We start from the raw sequence: 21,018 nt of genomic DNA, 5'->3' as shown, positions 1-21,018 counted from the left end.
GAGTCGCCGGGGCATTCCTGTCTTATAGCGCAACACGATCAGATATGAGGTGAGCTGGCAATGCCCAGAGAATTTACTCGCTCGGACCGGGTGTCCGATGCGATCCAGCGGCTCCTGGCACAATTGATTCCCCAGGAAATCCGCGACCCGCGCATCGGTATGGTGAACATCAACGATGTCACCGTGACCCGGGATATGGCCTTCGCCAAGGTGTACGTCACCTTCGTGGGCAATGACAGCGACGAGCAGGGCGTGGAAGGCGCCAGGCGCCTGAACGGTGCCGCAGGCTTCCTGCGCACCCTGTTGGCCAAAGAAATGAACATGCGCACGGTCCCTCGTCTGCAGTTTCTGTACGACAAGACGGCCATTCGGGGTCAGGAACTGTCCAACCTGATTGATCGGGCCGTGGCGGATGACAAGGCCCGTCACCACGATGAGTCCGACGGGGAGGCCTGATGGCGCGTCGTCGCAAGGGCCGTCCGATTGACGGCGTACTGCTGTTGAACAAAACCGCCGGAATGTCCTCCAATCATGCATTGCAGCGGGCCAAGCGGCTGTTTTTCGCCGCCAAGGCGGGGCATACCGGCAGCCTCGACCCCCTGGCCACCGGGCTGTTGCCGCTGTGCTTTGGTGAGGCCACCAAGTTTTCCCAGTTTCTGCTGGATGCGGAGAAGGGTTACCAGAGCACGTTTCGCCTGGGTGTGGTCACCAGCACCGGTGACGCCGAGGGTGAGGTGCTGCACGAGGCCGACGCCTCGGGCGTGACCCGCGAGCAGGTAGAGCGGGCACTGGCGCAGTTTGTCGGGGACATTGAGCAGGTTCCGCCCATGTTTTCGGCGCTCAAGCTCAACGGCCAGCCGCTGTACAAGCTGGCCCGGGAAGGTAAAGAGGTCGAGCGCAAGCCCCGGCCGGTGACCATTCACCGGATCGACCTGCTGGACTTTCGGCCGGGCCCCCAGGCGGAGATTGACGTCGAAGTCCTCTGCACCAAGGGCACTTATATTCGTACCCTCGCGGAAGACGTGGGCCAGGCACTGGACTGCGGCGCCCGGGTGGAGCGGCTGCACCGCACTCGCAGCGGGCCCTTCGATGTGGCCAACGCCGTCAGCCTGGAAGCGCTGGAGGCGGAGCGGGGCGAGGGCATGGCGGAGCTGCTGGACCACCACCTGCTCCCGGCGGACACCCCGGTCGCGGCCCTGCCGGCACTGGTACTGCCCGCCGATAGTGCCTACTACTTCCGCCAGGGCAACCCGGTGATGGACCCCCAGGTCTACCGTCTGGGCGATGAAGGTGATATGGTGCGGGTCTTCGGTGAAAGCACCGCGAGCTCGGAAGAGCCCCGATTTCTGGGCCTTGGCGAGCTGGACGACGAGGGTCGGGTGGCGCCCAAGCGGCTGGTGGCCGCCAGCGTGCCCCAGTGACTCTCGGCGAATGACAGCGTTCGCTGGCGCAAGCCGGCAACCCCGGAGCCTCGGCTTCGGGTACACAACCCACCTGTAAATATGCGCGGGTGCGGCTGTTTCTTTTTACGGCATATTACAAGAGGAAATGATTATGGCACTGAGTGCTGCAGAAAAAGCTGAAGTGGTTAAAGAGTACCAGCAGGCTGAAGGTGATACCGGTTCTCCGGAAGTTCAGGTAGCGTTGTTGACCATCAACATCAACAAGCTGCAGGAGCACTTCGCAGATCACAAACAGGATCACCACTCGCGCCGCGGTCTTATCCGCATGGTTAACCAGCGTCGTAAGCTGCTGGACTACCTGAAGGGTAAGAGCACCAAGCGTTATGCTGACCTGATTCAGAAACTGGGTCTGCGTCGGTAAGAGTTCTGTGCCCGCTTTGCGGGCACATTTTTTTCCGCTCTTCGGCCCCGGTGGGCCGGAGGGCTGTAAAACCGGCTCCGGCGAATACTGTATCCCCCGCGAGCCACCAGTCGCTTGCACGACAACTCGAATTGTTTCCAGGCTATGTTGAAGTATTTGCTTTGAATTATTCCGAGTCGTGACCGCACACAATTGAACGAAAGTGAAGAAGAGAAGGATAGAAGAGTGAATCCGATCATCAAGAAATTTCAGTACGGCGGCGAAACCGTCACCCTGGAGACCGGGCGTGTTGCCCGCCAGGCAACCGGCGCCGTCATGGTCACCATGGGTGACACCTCGGTTCTGTGTACCGTGGTAGGGGCCAAAGAGGCCAAGCCGGACCAGCCGTTTTTCCCGCTGTCCGTGCACTATCAGGAACGCGCCTACGCGGCCGGTAAAATTCCCGGCGGTTTCTTCAAGCGCGAGGGTCGTCCCTCCGAGAAAGAAACCCTGACTTCCCGCCTGATCGATCGTCCGATCCGTCCGCTGTTCCCCAAAGGTTTCATGAACGAAGTGCAGGTCGTGTGCACCGTCATGTCCACCTGTAAGGAAGTGGATCCGGATATCCCGGCGATGATCGGCACCTCTGCCTGTCTGGCCGTGTCCGGCATTCCGTTCGACGGCCCGATCGGCGCCGCTCGTGTGGGCTACACCCAGGACAATGGCTACCTGCTCAACCCCAATTATGCCGCGCTGAAAGGCTCAGAGCTGGACATGGTTGTGGCTGGTACCAAAGATGCGGTTCTGATGGTTGAATCCGAAGCCAAAGAGCTGCCGGAAGACATCATGCTGGGCGCGGTTCTGTACGCCCACCAGGAAATGCAGGTGGTGATTCAGGCCTGTGAAGAGCTGGCCCGAGACGGTGGCAAGACCCGTTGGGACTGGACTCCGGTGGAGCAGAATGCCGAGCTCAAGGCGAAAGTCGAAGCCGGTTTCAAAGACGGTATCGGTGAAGCCTACCGCATTACCGACAAGGCCGAGCGCTATGCCAAGCTGTCCGAGCTGCGCTCCCAGGCGGTAGAACAACTGGCCACCGAGGAGTCCGGTGTCAGCGCCAGCGAAATCGAAGGCCTGTTCGCCAGCGTGGAAAAGCAACTGGTGCGCTCGCGCATCATTGCCGGTGAGCCCCGTATCGACGGTCGCGACAGCGCCACCGTTCGCCCGATCGAAGTGGAAGTGGGGGTACTGCCCAAAGCTCACGGCTCGGCGCTGTTCACCCGTGGTGAGACCCAGGCGCTGGTCGTGGCCACCCTCGGTAACGCCCGCGATTCCCAGATCATTGACGCGCTGGAAGGCGAGCGCAAAGACCCCTTCATGCTGCACTACAACTTCCCCCCCTACTCGGTGGGTGAGTGCGGTCGCATGGGCGGTACTGGCCGTCGCGAAATCGGTCACGGCCGTCTGGCCCGTCGCGGTGTCGGCGCGGTTCTGCCCAAAGATGACGAGTTTCCCTACACCCTGCGTGTGGTCAGTGAAATCACCGAATCCAACGGCTCCAGCTCCATGGCCTCCGTCTGTGGCGCCAGTCTGGCGCTGATGGACGCCGGTGTGCCGCTGAAGGCGCCGGTGGCGGGTATTGCCATGGGTCTGGTGAAAGACGATGACGGTTTCGCCGTTCTGACCGATATCCTGGGTGATGAAGACCACCTGGGTGACATGGACTTTAAAGTGGCCGGTACCACCAGTGGTATCACCGCGCTGCAGATGGATATCAAAATCCAGGGCATTACCGAGCAGATCATGGAAATCGCTCTGGAGCAGGCCCTGAGCGCCCGCCTGCACATTCTGGGCGAAATGAACAAGGTGCTGGGCAAGTCCCGCGAAACCGTGAGCGACAATGCGCCGCGCTTTGAAACCCTGAAAGTGCATCCGGACAAGATCCGCGACATCATCGGTAAAGGCGGTGCGACCATTCGCTCCATCACCGAAGAGACCGGTGCATCCATCGACATCGACGATGACGGCACCGTGAAAGTGTACGCCGACGATGGCACCGCGCTGAAGGCGGCTGTGGCCAAGATCGAAGAAATTACCGCCGAGGCGGAAATTGGCGCGATCTACGAAGGTAAAGTGGTCCGTATTGTGGACTTCGGTGCGTTCGTCAACTTCCTGCCGGGTAAAGACGGTCTGGTACACATCTCCCAGATCGCCGATGAGCGCGTGAATGCGGTCAGCGATTACCTGAAAGAAGGCCAGATGGTGAAGGTCAAGTGTCTGGACGTCGACCAGCGCGGCCGCATCAAGCTGTCCATCAAGGAAGCCAACGCAGACGCGCAAGCGGACGCTCCGGCCTCCAGCGAGGAAACCACCGAGGAGTAACCCTCCCGGTGAGTTACCCATAAAAAAACCCGCCAATCGGCGGGTTTTTTTATGGTCGGATGATGGCTCCGTCGTCGGGGTAGGGCGGATAAGGCCAAAGGCCGCATCCGCCGTCACCAATACACGTTACGCCTTCCAAGCCAACAAAGGATTCAACCACCTCATCAACGGCCCGGTAAACCGCATCGGCGCATCCAACACCGTCAGACAGATGCAATCCTCATTCTGCAGTGCCGTCGGACTGTGGTGGTGGCTGGGGTCCCGGGCAATGTAGTCCCCGGCGTGATACACACCCAGCTCATCGGAAAATCCGCCTTTCAGGACCACAGTCAACTCGTTGCCCCGGTGCGTGTGCACGGGCACCTTGGCGCCGGCCTTGATGCGCTGTAGGGTGATCCGGGCGCTGCCCATATCCACCACATTGGTCAGATCGTACTTGGCGATCTCGCGGGTCTGCTGCTGCCAGTCGAGCTCATCCAGCGAGGCCGGCAGGTAGCGTTCCAGGGGGTTGTGGTAGCGCTTGGAGACCGAGGTATCGGTTGGCGCTTCCGCGCTCGGCTCGTCAGAACCGATGCGTGCCATCAACTGCTCGAAGCCCTTGTCCAGAGACTCGTTTTGCACATCGCTGCGCTCAGGAATCTGGTCATCATTGGCCCCCACACTGGCGGGGCGGGTTTCCGACAACAACACGCCGCCAAGCGCGTTCAGCTTGCGCAGCTGGCTCTGGCACTGCAGGCAATACCCAAGGTGTACGGACACCGCGAGTGCCTGTGCCAGCCCCAGGCTGCCGGCGGAGTACTCCAGCAGGGTCAGGTCGTCGGGATGATGTGCACTCATAGTTCTGTCGCCTCTAACATCACACGTAACTTCTTCATGGAAAGCCGCAGGCGGCCTTTCAGTGTTCCCAAAGGAACGTTCAACTCTTCCGCCACCTCTTGGTGGGTCTTACCTTCATAATAGACTTTGCGCACCGCAATCATCTGATCTTCAGGCAGCTCGAGGATGGATTCCTTCATCTTCTTTTCGGTGGAGCCCGCCTCGATGGATCGGATAGTGGTGTCCTCTGTGGGGATCTGCCACAACTCTTCCGTATCCACCGTCATTTCAGCCTTGGTACGGCCCTTCTTACGGAGCAGATCAATGCGCTGATTCCGGGTAATGGTGAAAATCCAGGTCGAGGCGGAGGCCAGAGAGTCGCGGTACTTGTCGGCATTTCGCCACACGCTGGTCATGACTTCCTGAACGAGTTCCTCGGCCTGCTGATTCATCCCCTGATTGATGGCATAGGCCTTAATTCTGGGCGCGAAGTGGTCATACACCTTGCGAAACGCCGCGGTGTCGCCATGGTGGGCGACCCGACCCAGCAGTTCCCCCCAATCGGGGCCCTCCCCGTTACCGGGGCCTGTTTTACTCATTGATTGTGCCTTAGTCCGCAACATACAGCGCCTCGCTCGTCCTCTATTCTTTTCGGATTCGGCCGGGGCTCCGCCAGTGGGGGGCAGAACAACGGAATAATCCCTTATACGGAGGTGCGCGGAGTCCGGATCATTGCCTGGAACACAAAATCCCCGAACCGGTGATCCGGGGGTCGACATCGCCCGTATTAGAGACACAAGCGCTATCACAGAGTATAGGAGATCGGCATGCGTCCTGTCTCGCTCCTCCGGGTAATCCCGGCACTCTGAGCGTCCCGCCTCCAGAGTCTGACGGGTTACCCCCGTTAATCTGCGAGCTAGCCCTTTCGCCCGGTCTCGACCGGGCTTTTTTCGTCTCGCCCCGCCCTCCGGCCCATCCCGCGTGTTCCGCCTTACGGCCAATGGCCTGAAAAATGTGACAAATGTCGCACGCTGTGGCACATTGGCAAGTCCCTACCTATGCTTATGGGAAGCCTCTTTCGTGGGGCTTGGGCAAGTCCCAGAACCGACTTGCGCCGCAAGCGGTAGCGTCCTGATGCCAGGGCGATCCAGGGTAGGTGCGACACGGGATCCCGGATGATCTGCCGATGAGGACAATAACAGTGACGATCACGGAAACGACCACTGGAGAAAACATGACTGACCCCCGACACAGCGGAGCCGGAGCGCCGGCGCCGGAAAGCCTGAACGACCCCCAGGTGGTGCAGCATCTCAAGCACGCCCGCAGCCTGATGATGGATTATGCCCAGCGGGTGTTGCCCGTATTCTGGCGCGAGTGGTGCGCTCGGCTCGAGGATTACGCCGAACGGGCGCGCTCCAACAAGGAGCAGATGGCCCTGTACGAATACAAGCGGATGATCGAGGCGTCCCAGCACGAGCTGGAGGAGGATATCGGCCAGCGCCTCAGCAATGGGTTCGTCAAATTCAAAAACCGGATGCTCAATACCCTCACCGGCGAGGAGCGCTTCAGCGGCGACATGCTCGCTCTGGTGGAGCACTCGGACCTGGAGGAGACCATCGCGATCACCTCCATCACCCATCGCGCCGACAGCTTTTTCGCCGGTCAGCTCTGGGCGCTGCAGCAGCGCCTGGCCCTGTTGAACGGCGGGGAAAAAATCGACGAGCGCAGCAATCCCGTCAGCCCGGTGCAGTTCTGCGAGGCGCTGCGCAAAGCCCTGCTCAATATCACACTCGATAACAAAACCAAGATCATTGGCTACAAAACCTTTGATAAAGAGGTCATTGGTGCCCTGGATGAGCTCTACGAGGAGCTCAATAAGTATTTTATCGAAGAAAACCTGCTTCCCAACTTGCGCTATACCGCTCTGGTGGATGACTCGCCCCAGGGCGCCGAGCCCAGTGAACAGCCCGACGCCGGGGAAGAGGTGCCCATGAAAGACGGCGTGCCTCAGCGGCGCGCCTCGGACCGTCTGCTCAGTGGTACCGCCACTCCCGCCGACACCCAGTACCAGGCGGGGCTCTACAACGCCATCCGCCTGCTGCAGAACCATATCGCCCACCAGGTGGCCCCGACGGGAGGAGCCCCCGGCGGGTCAGGTCCCGCCGGCGAGCCCGCCGTGGGCGCCGCTCCCTACCCGAGCGGAGGGGGTAAGCCCTACAGCAGCCAACAACTGGTGGGGGTTCTGCAGAGTCTGCAGGCCGAAGCGCTCAGCCAGACCCAGGCGGCCGCGTCCCAGAACGAGGCCGGGCTGGTCACCACGCCGCAGTCGATTCAGACGGTCAGCCAGCAGATGCTGGCCCAGGTGGCGGCCGAGAGCGATGAGCCCGGCACCGTCGACCCCAGCGATCTGGACACCATCGATCTGGTGGGCCTGCTGTTCGAGTACATGCTCTCGGATGACAACCTGCCGGATTCGGTCAAGGCGCTGCTCAGCTACCTGCACACCCCGTTTCTCAAAATGGCCTTTATCGACAAGGACTTTTTTGAGCAGACCGATCATCCGGCGCGGGTACTGCTCAACAGCCTCGCCGAGGCGGGGGCCCGCTGGGTCAGCAACGACGGCACCAGCCAGTACGACATGTACAACAAGATCAAAACCACGGTGTTCCGGTTGCTGGCCGAGTTCAAGAACGATGTCCGTCTGTTTGCCGAAGTGCTGCTCGAGTTCAATGCCTATACCCACAACCTGGCGCGCCGTCAGGAGTTGATGGAGCGGCGGGCGCTGGAGAAAGTCCAGGGTGAAGAAAAGCTGCGCGAAGCCAAGCAGCGGGTCAACGACGAAGTGCGCAAGCGCACCGACAACCGTGAACTGCCCTCGGCGGTGCTGCTGTTGCTGCTGCAGCCCTGGTCCGATTACCTGTCGTTTGTGATTCTTCGCTACGGCGAAAATGCCGACAGCTGGCGGCAGTGCCTGAAGGTGATGGACGAGCTGCTCTGGACCCTGGAACCCAAGACCCTGGAGGCGGATAAAACCCGCCAACTGGATATTCAGGACCAGGTTATCCGGGCGCTGCAGTCCGGCTTTGACACCATCGGCTACGATCAGGGCAAGGGCAAGAAACTGCTCGAAGCGGTCGCCTCGCTGCAGAAAATGGCGCTGCAGAGTCGTCGTCCCGAGCCCGCCCCGGCACCCATGCGCTCCAAGCTGGAGAGTATCGCCGCCGAAAAGGCCGGACATAGTCGGGTGGCGAACGAACCGGTGACCGAAGAAGAGCAGAAGATTGTCGACAATCTCAAAATGATCGAATTTGGTACCTGGTTCGAGTACGAGGGTGGCCGACGCCTGAAAGTCGCCTGGTACAATAAGCGCACCTTGCACTACATGCTGGTGGATCAGCAGGGGCGCAAAGTGGCCATGAATTCCGGGTTGCAGTTGGCCCGCGACATGATCGCCGGTCGGGCCCGGATTATTGCCGGAAGCACCAAGCCCTTCTTTGAGCGTGCCCTGGAAAATATCTACCAGCAGCTTAATGCCAAAGTCGGTGGTCACTCCCAGGAGGAAGCACAGAATGATTGATCATCAGCGGCAATGGGCGCGCTATGCAATTGATGAAGCGGTGGATGTCTATGACAACCTGCGGGATCTGTATCTCGGGCGCCTGGTCAACATCAATGCCCACGGTCTGATGATCATGGGGGACCAGCCTCTGGATGAGGACAAGCTGTACAAACTGGATCTGCACCTGCCGGAAACCCTCAATGGTCGCAACAGCATCCACCTGGGAGTGGATTGCCTCTGGACCCGCAACGCCGACCATAATGGCAAACACTGGTCGGGCTTCAATATCATCGACGCCTCCCCGCAGGCGCTGGAAGACATCGAGACCCTGATCCAGCGCCTGGGGCAGCCGTTGGCGTAACCGTTCCGGTTGCGCCGAGAGGCGTGAGCTGCATCGGCTTCTTGTATACTAGTAGACTTCCATAAAAGTAAAAATGACTATATCATGCGGTCTGGTACCCAATAACCCAAGAAACCCGCAAAGAGAGTAGGTCTTATCTATGAAAAAGCTCCTGGCGATCGGTCTGGCCCTGGCCTGCACCCTGAGTGCCCTGGCTGCCCACGCTGAAGACGGTTACGACATGTGGCTGCGTTACCAGCCCCTGAACGACAGCGCTCTGGTCAAGGACTACCGCAAACAATTGGGAACCCTGGTGGCTCCCGACGGCCCAGCCGTCATCGAGTCGGCTGCGCAGGAGCTGCAGCGGGGCATTTCGGGCCTGCTGGACAGGCCCCTTGAGCGCAGCGATTCTCTGGCCCGACGCGGGTCGCTGGTCATCGGTACCCCCGAAAGCTCCGAGCTGATCGCGAGTCTGGGCTGGGAAGACCGCCTGGCGCAACAGGGGCCGGAAGGCTTCCTGCTGGAAACCACCCGGATTGGACGTCGCGATGTGACCGTAATCGCCTCTGAGGGTGACCGCGGTGTGCTCTACGGTGCTTTTCATCTGCTTCGCTTGCTGCAGACCCAGCAGGCCATTGATGAGCTTGCCGTCGCCGAGGCGCCCAAGGTCCAGCACCGCGTGGTAAATCACTGGGATAACCTCAACCGACTGGTGGAGCGCGGCTATGCCGGCCTGTCACTCTGGGAGTGGGGCACCCTGCCCGAGTACAATGAAAACCCGCGCTACCGGGATTATGCGCGGATCAACGCCTCGCTGGGGATCAACGGCACCGCCATCAATAACGTCAACGCCGACCCCCGTATTCTCACGGATCAGTTCCTGGAGAAAGTGGCCGCGCTCAACGAGGTGTTTCGCCAGTACGGGATCAAAACCTACCTGTCCATCAATTATGACTCGCCCCGGGCCTTCGGTGATCTGGATACCGCCGATCCGCTCGATCCGCGAGTACAGCAGTGGTGGAAGGACAAGGCCAAGCAAATCTACAAGCACATTCCGGATCTGGGGGGCTTTCTGGTAAAAGCTGACTCCGAGGGGCAGCCCGGCCCCCAGGGTTATGGACGTAACCATGCCGACGGGGCCAACATCCTGGCCGATGCCGTCGCACCCTACGGCGGGGTGATTTTCTGGCGCGCTTTCGTTTACTCGCCGGAGCAGGGCGACCGCTTCCGTGAGGCCTATGACGAGTTCAAACCGCTTGATGGAAAGTTTCGGGACAATGTAATCGTTCAGATCAAAAACGGCCCCATAGACTTCCAACCCCGCGAACCCTTCTCGCCTCTGTTTGGCGCACTGGAAGACACCAATATCATGATGGAGCTGCAGGTCACCCAGGAGTACTTTGGATTCTCCAATCACCTGGCCTACCAGGGCCCGCTGTTTGAAGAAGTGCTGGATGCCGACACCCATGCAAAAGGAGAGGGCAGTACCGTCGGAAAAATTCTCGGAGGCGAGGTCTTTGAATACGAACAGACCGGTATGGCGGCGGTGATCAACCCCGGAACCGATCGCAACTGGACCGGTCACCCCTTCGTTCAGTCCAGTTGGTATGCCTTTGGTCGCATGGCCTGGGACTATGAGCTCAGCTCCGAGGCGATCGCCGAAGAGTGGATGCGCATGACCTTCACCAACGACCGCCGCTTTCTCGACCCCATTGGTGAAGTGATGGCGTACTCCCGCGAGGCGGGGGTCAACTACCGCAATCCGCTGGGTCTGACCCACCTCTTTGCCCAGGGCCACCACTATGGTCCGGCGCCCTGGTATGACGAAGCCGAGCGGATGGACTGGACCGCCTGGTACTACCATCGGGCGGACGAAGACGGCATCGGTTTCGATCGTACAGAATCCGGCTCCAACGCCATCGAGCAGTACCATGGACCGGTGCGGGAGCATTTCGGCAATCTGGATCAGATCGACGAAGATTACCTGCTGTGGTTCCACCATGTGGGCTGGGACTACAAAATGAACTCCGGCCGTACCCTCTGGGAAGAACTGGTACTTAAATACGACGAGGGCGTGCAACAGGTGCGGGACATGCAGGCCGAATGGGCGAAAGTGCAGGGGTTGATCGACCGGGAACGCTACGAGCATGTCAAAGCGCTTCTGGAGGTGCAGCTACGCGATGCCATTCGCTGGCGCGACTCCTGTGTCAGTTACTTCCAGAGCGTTAACGGCCTGCCCCTGCCGGAAGGGTCGCCGGAGCCGGAGCATGATCTGGAACACTATAAAAAGCTGGAGCACACCTTCTACGTGCCCGACCCCTGGCACCCGAAGGGCAACGACCGACGGGTCGACTATTGATTGAGAGGTGAACCCGTCGGGCCCGATACGGAGTGTCGGGCCCGACTTCTTATGGGGTATACTCGGAAAACGATGACAAGAACTGACCAGATGAGGCGATAGTGGCAAAGTCAGCAGCGAGCATTCCTTCCTCCAAAAAACGCCGAATCGCTGGCAACCGGTCGGTGTCCGCTCAGATTTTTGAATTCATCCGGGATGCCATCGTCAGCATGGAGTTTCAGCCCGGGCAGATGATTCCCGAAACCGCGCTGGCCGAACAGTTCGGTGTCAGCCGCACGCCGGTGCGCGAAGCGCTGATCAAGCTGGCCAATATCGGTTTTGTTGATGTACTCCCCCAGCGGGGCACCTACGTCTCGAAGTTCAGCATGGAAAACATTCTGGAGGCCCGCTTTATTCGCGAGGCGCTGGAGCTGGCCGTCATTGCCCATGTGGCCGAGCATGCGGACGATGAGTTGGTGGACGAGTGTGAGGCCATTCTGGAAGAGCAGCGTATTGCGGCGGAAAACGATAACGCCCTGGCGTTCCAGAAACTGGACGATAACTTCCACCAGACCCTGTCGGGGCGCACCGGGTATCATCGGGTTACGCAGTTGATCGAATCAGAAAAAGCCCATATGGACCGGGTGCGCAACCTCAGTCTGCACATGAGTGGTCAGTACCACCGGGTGCTCGATCAGCATCGCGATATTCTCAGTGCGGTGAAAAATCACGACCCGGAAGCGGCTCGCAAGGCAATGTCGGTGCACATGCAGGATGTCTACAAGGTGCTGACGCTGATTCCGCGCGAGCATCCGGAGTATTTTCAGGACGAGTGATCGGCCGAGCAGCGTGCTTCAGCTTGCCTGAGGATGTTCGGATGTCGTTTCATGCTCAGCATCGGGTTTGTCGTCTTTTGATTGATACCGCTCGTTGTCCTGATTCTTGTTGATGCACTGTTCGTACGCCTGACTGTAATCCACATCCGCGCTTTGCTGGGCTTCCCGCGCGCACATTTCTTCGACGGAATACGCATCGCTCTGGTAGATATCCACCTGGGCAACAACCCATGAGCTGGCGCTACTCAGCGTCAGAGCGACAATTGAAACGGGTAGTCGATTCATAATCGGTGACTCATCAAAAAAGGGGAGTGCAAGATACACTCCCCGGTAGAACGACCTGGTGGTCAGTAAGTGAATTACAGGTTGCCGTAGCCGATGGCGCCGTTGCAGTGCAGCCATTCGCTGTTGGAGCCACCGCACTGGTTGTTTTGCCACACGCCGGTGTTGTAGCTCTGGTTCTCTGACTGACGGGTGGCGCCGTTGACCTGAATGTAATCCACCTGCACATCCCGACCGCTGGCGTCGTTGCCATACTCCACAGTGATGCCGCCGGTCGCGCTTCCGTTCCAGGTGTAGTTGCTCATGTTGGTGGACAGGGTCCAGGTGGCCACGGTGTTGTTATCGACGCGCAGGCTGATCTGCTCATCGCCGTTAGTGCCGCGCGCACGCACCACGATCTCGTTGCCCCCGGTGCTGCCGCCGCCGGCGTTACCGCCGCCACCGCCACCACCACCGGTGCCGGATTCCCAGACCGACACATTGGCGCTGCCGCTGCTCTGGTAGCCTTCGGTTGCCATGACCTGGTAATTGTGGGTTCCCAGATACCAGCCCTGGTTGGCCCAGGCGTCAACGTGATTCTGGAAGGTGATGGTGTTGTTGTTGCCCTGTGGACGCTTGGAGGTCCGGACGCTCCAGTACTGATAGAAGGTTGTGTTGCCTTCGATGGAAGGCTGATTGACCCGCTGGGTGCGATACAGGTCGTAAGTGCCACCGTCGGTGGACACAGTGCCTACCGAGGTACCACCCGGTGGCCGCCAGCTGCCCCAGCTATCCACCACGTAGTATTCCACCAGAGGGTTGGTACTCCAGCCATAGAGGGTGAGATACGAGTTGCCTGAAGGCGAGTAGTTACCGGCGTTGTACCCGATGATCCGGTTACTTGCACCAGTGCTCCAACCCTTGCCGCCAACAAAGTTGCCGGTGTTGGACCACTCGTAACTGTAGTTGCCTTCGGAGCCCAGCGTCATGCAGGCGGAGCCGCCGCCATCGGTCCAGTGAGTGTAGTAGTAGCCACCGTTGGTGCCGGTCTGGTTGTCACAGATGGTCTGCGCATTGGCCGCCGAGATACCCAGCACGGCCGAGCAGGTGAGCAGGGCGGTAGAGAGGGATTTTATCCAGCCTCTCGCCCCGGCGTTGGTTTCAAATAAAGGCATACTTTGATCCTCGTGATTGAGTTATTTTTTTCGTCACGGGCTATCCGCCGTCATCGACGAAACAGGCTTTCGTCACTGTGAACGCCCGCCACGTTAGAGGCCTTGTCAGGTTTGACAGTACATCACTGACTCATGGGCTGGGGCTGCGTTGTGGTTATTGTTGATTCGCATGCACCCCTCAGGCCCGAATAGATCCTTTGTGGTCCTCAGTGTGATCTGAGGTTGAATCAGTGTTGGGAAGTGTTGACTCGAGGCGACTTAAAGTCAAATTAACCATAAATGTAAAAAGGTTGTTTCATGTCTATATATTCAGAAAGACTATAACAAGCTGTGGTCGGAAGGCTGACAGGGAGCGGCGCTGAAATTTTTGCGAAAAGCAGTTGTGGAACGACTTGGAGGCGGTATCCGGCCGATCGTCAGGTTATCTGAAAAGCGGATGTCGAAATCCGTGGTTTGTCGCCAAAATAAACGCCCGATATTGCGAATTGATATAAGCTGACCGACAACATGTAACCGTATTCAGAACAGCACTCGTCTTCTTAATGGCGTTATTGCCAGCGCGGCAAGCACCGCCAGCGCGACCGCCTCGAACCAGGTTGGCAGAAGTCCTCCGGTGGCACCAACCTGGGCCTCAGGGGCGATACCCAACCACTGCACGGTCTGATCCGCCACCAGTCCGACAAGAACCGTCGATACCAGAATCCCCAGCAGATACAGCGCCATGACTGCGGCGCCCATTTCTTTGCGCATGACGGCCAGGGTGGCCATGCTGGTAATGGGGGCCGCGAGGAGAAACACCAGGGCGGTTCCGGGCGAGACGCCTGCCACCAGCATGCCTGCAGCGATGGGGGTGGCAGCGGTGGCACACAGATACAACGGTATACCGACAATCGCCATCAGAAACATGGCGGGAATGCCGCTGCCGTGCTCGGCCAGGGCCTGAGGCGGCACCAGCGCCATCAGTATGCCGGCGATCACCAGGCCGGCGGCCAACCAGCGGCTGATATCATCCAGCAGGTCGGCAAACGCATAGCGCAACCCGTCCCGCAGTCGATGGGACAGGGAGGTCTGTGTGGTCTCGGCATTCGACCCCGCTGCAACTGGGCGGGTGCCACAGGTGTTGCTCTGGCAGCAGCCTGCCTCGTCGCCGACGTGCCTTTTGGGCTCATGGTGTCCTGACGTGGCGGACCTCGTCCGGGGGGCGTGGTCCGCCAGGGTCACCAACAGGCCGGTGGCAATGGCGGTAACGACGGCGCCAGTGGCTCGGGCGACCAGCATGAAGGGACCCAACAGGGCATAGGTGATGGCAATAGAGTCCACACCAATCCCCGGTGTGCCGATCAGAAAAGCGGTGGTGGGCCCCCGCCCCGCGCCGCCCCGGTGCAGGGCAAAGGCGGTGGGAATCGCGCCGCAGGAGCAAAGAGGCAGTGGCGCACCCATTACCGCAGCGCGGCTGACGCTGGCCAGTCCCTGACCGCCCACCCAGCGCAAGAGGGCAGCCTCAGGAATCAGGGCTTTGATCAATGCTGCGGCCAACAGGCCGGCCAGCAGCCAGGGCGCAGCGGTCAGGGCAACGTTCAGAATCTGTTCGAGTACCACCATAGCAAGAGACTCCAGAACCGGTCTGGTGACAGGCCAAGGGAGATTATGGGACCAGTGTACACCCATGGGACATGGGATGCGGTCGGGAGAGTGGGGAGACAAAAAAAGCCCCCCGGCGCACCGGGGGGCTGACGTCAAGGGCCTATGGGCCCCTGAAATTCGGCGCTTAGAAGTCCAGACGGACGCCGGCTTCAATGGTGGGGCCGTATTCTTCGTACTGGGAGTTGAATTCAGAGCTGCCCCAGTAAGCGTACAGCGGCTCGTCATTGATGTTGACCAGGTTCAGGTACACCTGGGCCATGTCGTTGATCCGGTACTTACTGGTGATGTCCACTTGCAGGTGGTTGTCCTGGTAGCGGTCAAACATCGGATCGGAAGCGTCATCGGTTTCTTCGAAAAACTCGCTGCGGTAGGCCGCGGCGACGCGAATGTTGAAGCCGTGCTTCTCATAGCCCAGAGCAAAGCTGGCAATGTGGTCAGACTGGCCGGGCAGGGGGATACCGCTGTCGCGCTCGGGCAGGTCGGATTCACTGTCAGTGAAGGTGTAGCTGGCATCCAGCAGCAGACCGTCCCAGGGTCCCGGCAGGAAATCGAACTGACGGATATAGGCCAATTCGATACCGTAGAGCTCGGCATCCCCGCCATTGATGGTCTGAGTCACCTCATCAAAAGCTTCAAACGGGGCTTCACCGGCGACATTGGCGGTCAGGAAGTAGTTGCTGATGTCCTTGTAGAAGAAACCGGCGGACATCAGGCTTACCCCGGTGGGGTAGTATTCCCAGCGCAGGTCAAAGTTGATGGACTCCAGTGGCTCCAGGTCCGGGTTGCCCGTTTCAGCGACCCGCTCGATGTCATCACCGGAGCCTTCGATTTCGATGATCTGCCAGGGACCGGCGGCTTCAAAACCCGGACGGGCGATGGTGCTGGTCAGCGCGGCCCGCACGGCCATGTTGTCCTGCAGCGCGTAGTTCAGGTGCAGGCTGGGCAGTACATGCGAGTAGCTTTTGCTGTCTGAGAAAGCGTTCAACTGGGGTTCGCCGTCATTGACGTTTTCGTCGATCGTCACCTGGGTGCCCTGGGCCGCGTAGTCGGTTTCTTCCACACGCACACCACCAATCACGGTCAGGCGCTTGAACTCGGCTTGGGCCATGACATAGGCGGCGTTGATGTCTTCTTCGATATCGTAGTCCTCGGCCGCGCTATCGATCAGGCTGTCTTCGGCATTCAGTTCGAAGTTATCGCGGTTACCGTAGAAGAAGTCGCGATACTTGTCACGATCCACCGCCGGGCCAAAATCGCCCCGGGGCGGATAGTCCACGGGCGAGTCTTGGGCAAAGTCGGCAATACTGTAGGTATCACCAAAATCTTCGTAAATGCTGATGTCGATATTGTTTTCTTTTTCGCGCTGACGGGTCTTGGCACCGAACTTGATGAAGCCCGGCACTTCACCGAACATCACATCGCGCTGGGCATTGAAGGCAACCGCCAGTTCGCGCTCTTCGTTGAACACGCTTTCACCTTCGGCGGACTCGAGAATGAAGTCGCTGGCGTTGCTGCCCTGATCGCCAATAACGTACAGCAGCGGCTGCTGGGCATCACCGGACTTGTCGTAACCCATGGCGACATCTTCCGCCAGAGTCTCACCGGTAATTTCCAGGTCGCCCGCTTCACCGGCCGTGGCATAACCCAGGTTGTAATCAAAGGACCAGTTGTTGCGCTCGTTCTTACCGCCCAGGCTGTAGCTGGTGATTTCGACAATTTTATTGCTGTCGGAATGCGCTTTTTCGTATTCAGCCCCAACGAATTCGCCGCTGTCCGCATCCAGACCTTCAATGTCGCCTTCCTCAAATTTGAAGATATTCTCTTCTTTGGTTTCAGCGTCATCGAACTCACTGTATAGGGTGCGCAGATAGTACTCGTCGGTATTGGTCGGGCGATAGTCAAAGTTCAATGCGACGCTGGTGCGCTTGCGGGTCAGAACGTAGTCCCGCTGTTCACCTTCCAGCAGAGCGTTGACCTCATTGCCTTCCGGCGTTTCGGTCATTTCCCAGGGAGCCCCTTCAATGCCGTCGGAAACGGTATCGCGATCAAACTGGCTGACGGCAAATGCAATCCCCAGGTTATCTTCACCATCGCCAATGCTGAACAGGTCGGTGTAAGACGCCGAGATGTCCGGGCTGGTTTCTTCATTGGTGGTGTTGTAGCTGCCACCCACCGTGACGCTGCCGCTGCGGCCACCCAGATCAAAGGCGGTCAGGGTTTTCACTTCGATGTTACCGCCGACGGCGTCGCCGTCCATATCCGGCGTAATGGCCTTGGTAATCTCGACCGATTCCACCAGATCCGAGGAAATCGCATCGAGGTTTACCGCGCGTGAATCGGCTTCCGGACCCGGAATACGCATGCCGTTAATGGTGGTGGAGTTGAAGCTCGGATCAATACCGCGGATGACCACGAAACGGCCCTCACCCTGGTCGCGCTGAACGGACAGGCCGGGCGCGCGTTGCAGAGCTTCGGCGACGTTCTGGTCCGGGAAATTGCCCACCGAGTCTGACGACAGCACGTCGATTACCGAGGGCGCCCGACGACGACGGTTGATCGCCGCGGCCTGACCCGCCGCCTGGCTGTCGATCAGCAGACCTTTCAACTGATTGGCATTGTCCTGCTCGCTGCCACCACCGATGCGGATGCTGACCTCGGCGGTTTCGCCGGCGATGACCGTCACGGCCACTCGCTCTGGCATGGCACCGCCGTACTCTGACACCAGTTCGTACTGGCCTTCCGGCACATTGTTAAAACGGAAGCTGCCATCGCGACCGGTCACTTCCCGGCGGCGTTGGCCTTCAATACGGACTTCCGCATCGGGAAAGGTGAACTCGCCGGTGGCGTCGGTCACCTGGCCGCTGATGGCCCCTGTGGATTGGGCTTGGACGGCTGCGCAGAGCGCAACCAGCCAGAGGCCGAATAGACCTCGCAATAGGTGTTTTACTTTCATCGTGTACATTGAGCTATCCCCTAAACATAAGAAATAACCATCTCCGGAAGAACATCCTGTTCTTCCGGAGTGGCTCGGATTTTGTGGTAGAGGACGTCACGCTAGCGGGTTCATATGACAGTCGGGCGACAGCCATTTGAACAGCAGGTTAAGCTTTCATGACAGGCTGGTGGTCGGCGTTGTCACTCAATCGTCACTTTAAGTTCACCGTTGAGTCACGCCAGGGTCACATACCGGGAGCACACTCAAGCTCATCAAAATCGACGCAGAGCGCGCTGTGATGCATTCAGGATGGAGTGCGTCAGGGCGTTTTATTGTGAGCCGTCATAACCATTGGATTTCTGAGTCTGATATGAAAAACGTAGAATGCAAAGCGACCGGGAACCGCGAAGGCCTCGTCAATGAACAGCGCCGCCGCCTGTTGCAGAGAAGTCTGATCGCTTCGGGGGTGCTCGCGGTCGGTCCGGGCCTGTGGGGTTGCACCACCCAGGGTTCTCCCCGATCCGCCAAGCCCTTGGCTCTGAAAAAGAAAGTCAGCAACATTCCCAGCCTCGCCGGCACCTTGCACGAAGTCGTGGTTGATAACGATCCGAACACCCGAATGATGGTGCCCCGTGGTTTCTCCGTTCGCGAAGTGGCGCGCACCGGACAGCGGGCCTATGCCGGCTCTGATTATGTATGGCATGCACTGCCCGACGGTGGCGCCACCTTCCCGATGGACGATGGCGGCTGGGTGTATGTATCCAACGCCGAAGTGGGAGCCTGGCGCCAGGGCGGCGTGGGTGCACTGCGCTTTAACGCGCAAGGCGAGGTGGTCGACAGTTACGCCATCTGTACCGGCACCACCAACAATTGCGCCGGTGGCCCCACGCCCTGGGGAACCTGGCTGACCTGCGAAGAAATTGATGAAGGCCTGGTTTACGAGTGCGACCCCGCCGGTCGTCAGCTCGCCGTGCCTGCACCGCTCTTGGGTGTGTTCAAACACGAGGCCGCGGCCGTGGACCCGGTTCATCGTCATATCTACCTGACTGAAGATACCGAGGACGGCAACTTCTATCGCTTTGTGCCCGAGTACTACCCTGAGGGTGGGCGTGCCGATCTGAGCAAAGGGCGGCTGGAAGTGGCAGTCGTGACCGGTGACGATCCGCTGCAGACCCGTCCCGTGCAGTGGCGCACAGTGCCCAATCCGGTTCCCCGTCTGGGCGGTGAAGATCCCGAACGCCGCGAACGGCCCACCCGGAAACAGGTAGCCGATGCCGAACGGTTTGATGGTGGGGAAGGCTGCTGGTATCACGAAGGCATGGTGTACTTCACCACCAAAGGTGATAACCGAGTGTGGGCGCTGGATACCAACGCCAATACGCTGGATCTGATTTACGACAAACAGTCCGACCAGGCCTTCAATCCCGGCATTGACGATGTGGACAATCTGGTGGTGTCCGCCGGTGGTGACGTGCTGGTGGCTGAAGATGGTAGCGAAATGCGTCTGGTGGTGGTCGGTGCCGATATCACGCCGTTTGAACTGGTGAATGTGGTCGGGCAGCTTGACTCGGAAATTTGTGGTCCGGCATTCAGTCCCGATGGCGAGCGTCTGTACTTCAGCTCTCAGAAAGGTTACACGGGCGATCACACCGACGGCCGAATTTACGAGCTGCGCGGCCCATTTTTTGTAGACGCCGGTTAATCACGTCGACGACGATGATCACCAAGTCAATGTCGGGTGGATAAGGCCAAAGGCCGCCATCCACCAACACCGAAAGTGAAGTAGAGGTCATTATGAACGGTTTCAGTTTGGCAACGTTAGCGGAATTATTGGAGCTGGGTGGTCCAGTGGTGATGGTTCTGATGCTGATGTCAATTTACGCCCTGGCAATCGTCGTACTGAAGTTATGGCAATTCCGCACCATCCGTCTCGGCGAGCGCCGTTTTATCGATCCGGCCATAGACGCCTGGCGCAAGGGTGACACTCACAAAGCCGGCGAATGTCTGAAAGGCCAGCCCAACCCCATTGCCCAGGCCATGAACCTGGTCGTCAAGGGCAGCGAAGCGGGCATTCCCGAAGACAGCCTTCGGGAAGAAGTGGCCCGCACCGCATCCCGGGACATCAATGTCCTGCGTCGGCATTTTCGTCCGTTGGAAGTGATCGGCAATATCGCCCCGTTGCTGGGCTTGCTGGGCACGGTGATTGGCATGATTGCCGCGTTCAACCAGTTGGAAGCGGCCGGCAGTCAGGTGGATCCGTCGGTCCTCTCCGGCGGTATCTGGGAAGCGCTGCTGACCACCGCCGTGGGTCTGGTGGTGGCGATTCCGACGGTGGCGGCTCTGAACTTTCTGGAGCGCAGTGTCGAGCGCCTACACGAAGATATGCAGGATGCGCTGGGTCGCGTGTTTACCAGTCGGGTTTTCAACCGCGTCACCGCTGATAGCACCGAACCATCGGTGAGCGAGCGCAACTCGTCGAAAGCCGGACAACGCACCAAGTCCGCTTCGTTGGAAGGGGCCCTGGCCGGTGCAAATTGAAGTCGCGCCCCGTCGTAAGCGTAGCGTCAGCCTGACACCACTGATTGATGTGGTGTTCAACCTGCTGCTGTTTTTTATGCTTGCCTCCAGCCTCGCCCAATGGAGTGGCCTGGAGTTGGCGACCGGTAGTGAAACGGCCAGCAATGACGATATTCCCGCAGCCGATATCTATTTGTTGGGCGGCGGAGAATTTCGTTATGACGAGCAAACGTATCCGCTCCAGGCACTGGCAGAGCAACTGACTCGGGACCTGAAGGCTGAGCGTATTTCTTCGGTGATACTGCGCGCTGAGGATGGCGTCAGGCTCCATGAATTGATCGACAGCTTTGACCAGTTGGGCCATGCCGGTATTCAGGCGTTGGCGCTGGGCGAAACCGCTGATTGATCTGTCCAC

General features: G+C 59.2%; 17 protein-coding genes. 11 read left to right on the top strand and 6 right to left on the bottom strand.

Features of this window, described 5'->3' with window-relative positions:
* The first annotated feature begins 60 nt into the window (after window positions 1–60).
* From rbfA to pnp, 4 genes are all read left to right on the top strand, one after another.
* Entirely contained in the window at window positions 61–456 is a 396-nt protein-coding gene (rbfA, locus tag N645_RS0108535) for a 30S ribosome-binding factor RbfA (RefSeq protein WP_024461089.1), read from the top strand.
* Entirely contained in the window at window positions 456–1,421 is a 966-nt protein-coding gene (gene truB, locus N645_RS0108530; RefSeq protein WP_024461088.1) for a tRNA pseudouridine(55) synthase TruB, read from the top strand. Before rbfA ends, truB begins: the two co-directional genes overlap by 1 nt.
* Before the next feature lie 133 nt (window positions 1,422–1,554).
* A complete protein-coding gene (rpsO, locus tag N645_RS0108525) occupies window positions 1,555–1,824 on the top strand; it encodes a 30S ribosomal protein S15 (protein WP_024461087.1) in 270 nt (89 codons plus the stop codon).
* A gap of 225 nt (window positions 1,825–2,049) precedes the next feature.
* On the top strand, window positions 2,050–4,182 hold the full coding sequence (gene pnp / locus N645_RS0108520; protein WP_024461086.1) for a polyribonucleotide nucleotidyltransferase: 2,133 nt from the start codon (window positions 2,050–2,052) through the stop codon (window positions 4,180–4,182).
* A gap of 126 nt (window positions 4,183–4,308) precedes the next feature.
* Here pnp and N645_RS0108515 read toward each other — a convergent pair whose 3' ends face one another.
* Window positions 4,309–5,019, bottom strand: coding sequence for a ChrR family anti-sigma-E factor (locus N645_RS0108515; protein ID WP_024461085.1), 711 nt, complete (start codon window positions 5,017–5,019; stop codon window positions 4,309–4,311).
* Entirely contained in the window at window positions 5,016–5,597 is a 582-nt protein-coding gene (locus N645_RS0108510; RefSeq protein WP_024461084.1) for a sigma-70 family RNA polymerase sigma factor, read from the bottom strand. The genes N645_RS0108515 and N645_RS0108510 overlap by 4 nt, the downstream gene beginning before the upstream one ends.
* A gap of 635 nt (window positions 5,598–6,232) precedes the next feature.
* On the opposite strand from N645_RS0108510, the gene N645_RS0108505 reads away from it, so the two are divergent.
* From N645_RS0108505 to N645_RS0108490, 4 genes are all read left to right on the top strand, one after another.
* Complete coding sequence (locus tag N645_RS0108505; protein ID WP_024461083.1) at window positions 6,233–8,575, top strand: DUF1631 family protein; 2,343 nt, start codon at window positions 6,233–6,235, stop codon at window positions 8,573–8,575.
* Window positions 8,568–8,918, top strand: coding sequence for a PilZ domain-containing protein (locus tag N645_RS0108500; RefSeq protein ID WP_024461082.1), 351 nt, complete (start codon window positions 8,568–8,570; stop codon window positions 8,916–8,918). Before N645_RS0108505 ends, N645_RS0108500 begins: the two co-directional genes overlap by 8 nt.
* A gap of 139 nt (window positions 8,919–9,057) precedes the next feature.
* Window positions 9,058–11,256 (top strand): alpha-glucuronidase family glycosyl hydrolase, encoded by a 2,199-nt coding sequence (locus N645_RS0108495; RefSeq protein ID WP_024461081.1) that lies wholly within the window; start codon window positions 9,058–9,060, stop codon window positions 11,254–11,256.
* Window positions 11,257–11,357: 101 nt separating this feature from the next.
* Entirely contained in the window at window positions 11,358–12,071 is a 714-nt protein-coding gene (locus tag N645_RS0108490; RefSeq protein WP_238559228.1) for a GntR family transcriptional regulator, read from the top strand.
* An 18-nt stretch (window positions 12,072–12,089) separates the two neighbouring features.
* Here N645_RS0108490 and N645_RS0108485 read toward each other — a convergent pair whose 3' ends face one another.
* The 4 genes from N645_RS0108485 to N645_RS0108470 form a co-directional block, all read right to left on the bottom strand.
* Complete coding sequence (locus tag N645_RS0108485; RefSeq protein WP_024461079.1) at window positions 12,090–12,356, bottom strand: hypothetical protein; 267 nt, start codon at window positions 12,354–12,356, stop codon at window positions 12,090–12,092.
* Window positions 12,357–12,430: 74 nt separating this feature from the next.
* Complete coding sequence (locus N645_RS18480; RefSeq protein WP_024461078.1) at window positions 12,431–13,507, bottom strand: glycoside hydrolase family 11 protein; 1,077 nt, start codon at window positions 13,505–13,507, stop codon at window positions 12,431–12,433.
* A gap of 519 nt (window positions 13,508–14,026) precedes the next feature.
* Complete coding sequence (locus N645_RS0108475) at window positions 14,027–15,109, bottom strand: SO_0444 family Cu/Zn efflux transporter (protein ID WP_024461077.1); 1,083 nt, start codon at window positions 15,107–15,109, stop codon at window positions 14,027–14,029.
* A gap of 166 nt (window positions 15,110–15,275) precedes the next feature.
* Window positions 15,276–18,113, bottom strand: a complete 2,838-nt coding sequence (locus N645_RS0108470; protein ID WP_024461076.1) for a TonB-dependent receptor — start codon at window positions 18,111–18,113, stop codon at window positions 15,276–15,278.
* Between the two features lie 343 nt (window positions 18,114–18,456).
* Between N645_RS0108470 and N645_RS0108465 the strand changes: the two genes are divergently transcribed.
* The 3 genes from N645_RS0108465 (at window position 18,457) to N645_RS0108455 (ending at window position 21,009) form a co-directional block, all read left to right on the top strand.
* Complete coding sequence (locus N645_RS0108465; RefSeq protein WP_024461075.1) at window positions 18,457–19,788, top strand: alkaline phosphatase PhoX; 1,332 nt, start codon at window positions 18,457–18,459, stop codon at window positions 19,786–19,788.
* Window positions 19,789–19,880: 92 nt separating this feature from the next.
* The gene (locus N645_RS0108460) at window positions 19,881–20,624 is read left to right on the top strand and encodes a MotA/TolQ/ExbB proton channel family protein (RefSeq protein WP_024461074.1); all 744 of its coding nucleotides are present in this window, start codon (window positions 19,881–19,883) and stop codon (window positions 20,622–20,624) included.
* Entirely contained in the window at window positions 20,614–21,009 is a 396-nt protein-coding gene (locus N645_RS0108455; RefSeq protein WP_024461073.1) for a biopolymer transporter ExbD, read from the top strand. Before N645_RS0108460 ends, N645_RS0108455 begins: the two co-directional genes overlap by 11 nt.
* The last annotated feature ends 9 nt before the right edge of the window (window positions 21,010–21,018 follow it).

The organism is Marinimicrobium sp. LS-A18 (genome assembly GCF_000463525.1).
Classification (GTDB): domain Bacteria; phylum Pseudomonadota; class Gammaproteobacteria; order Pseudomonadales; family Cellvibrionaceae; genus Marinimicrobium; species Marinimicrobium koreense.
The sequence above is the reverse complement of the archived record's forward strand: the minus strand, read 5'-3'. Positions and strand labels throughout refer to the sequence as shown.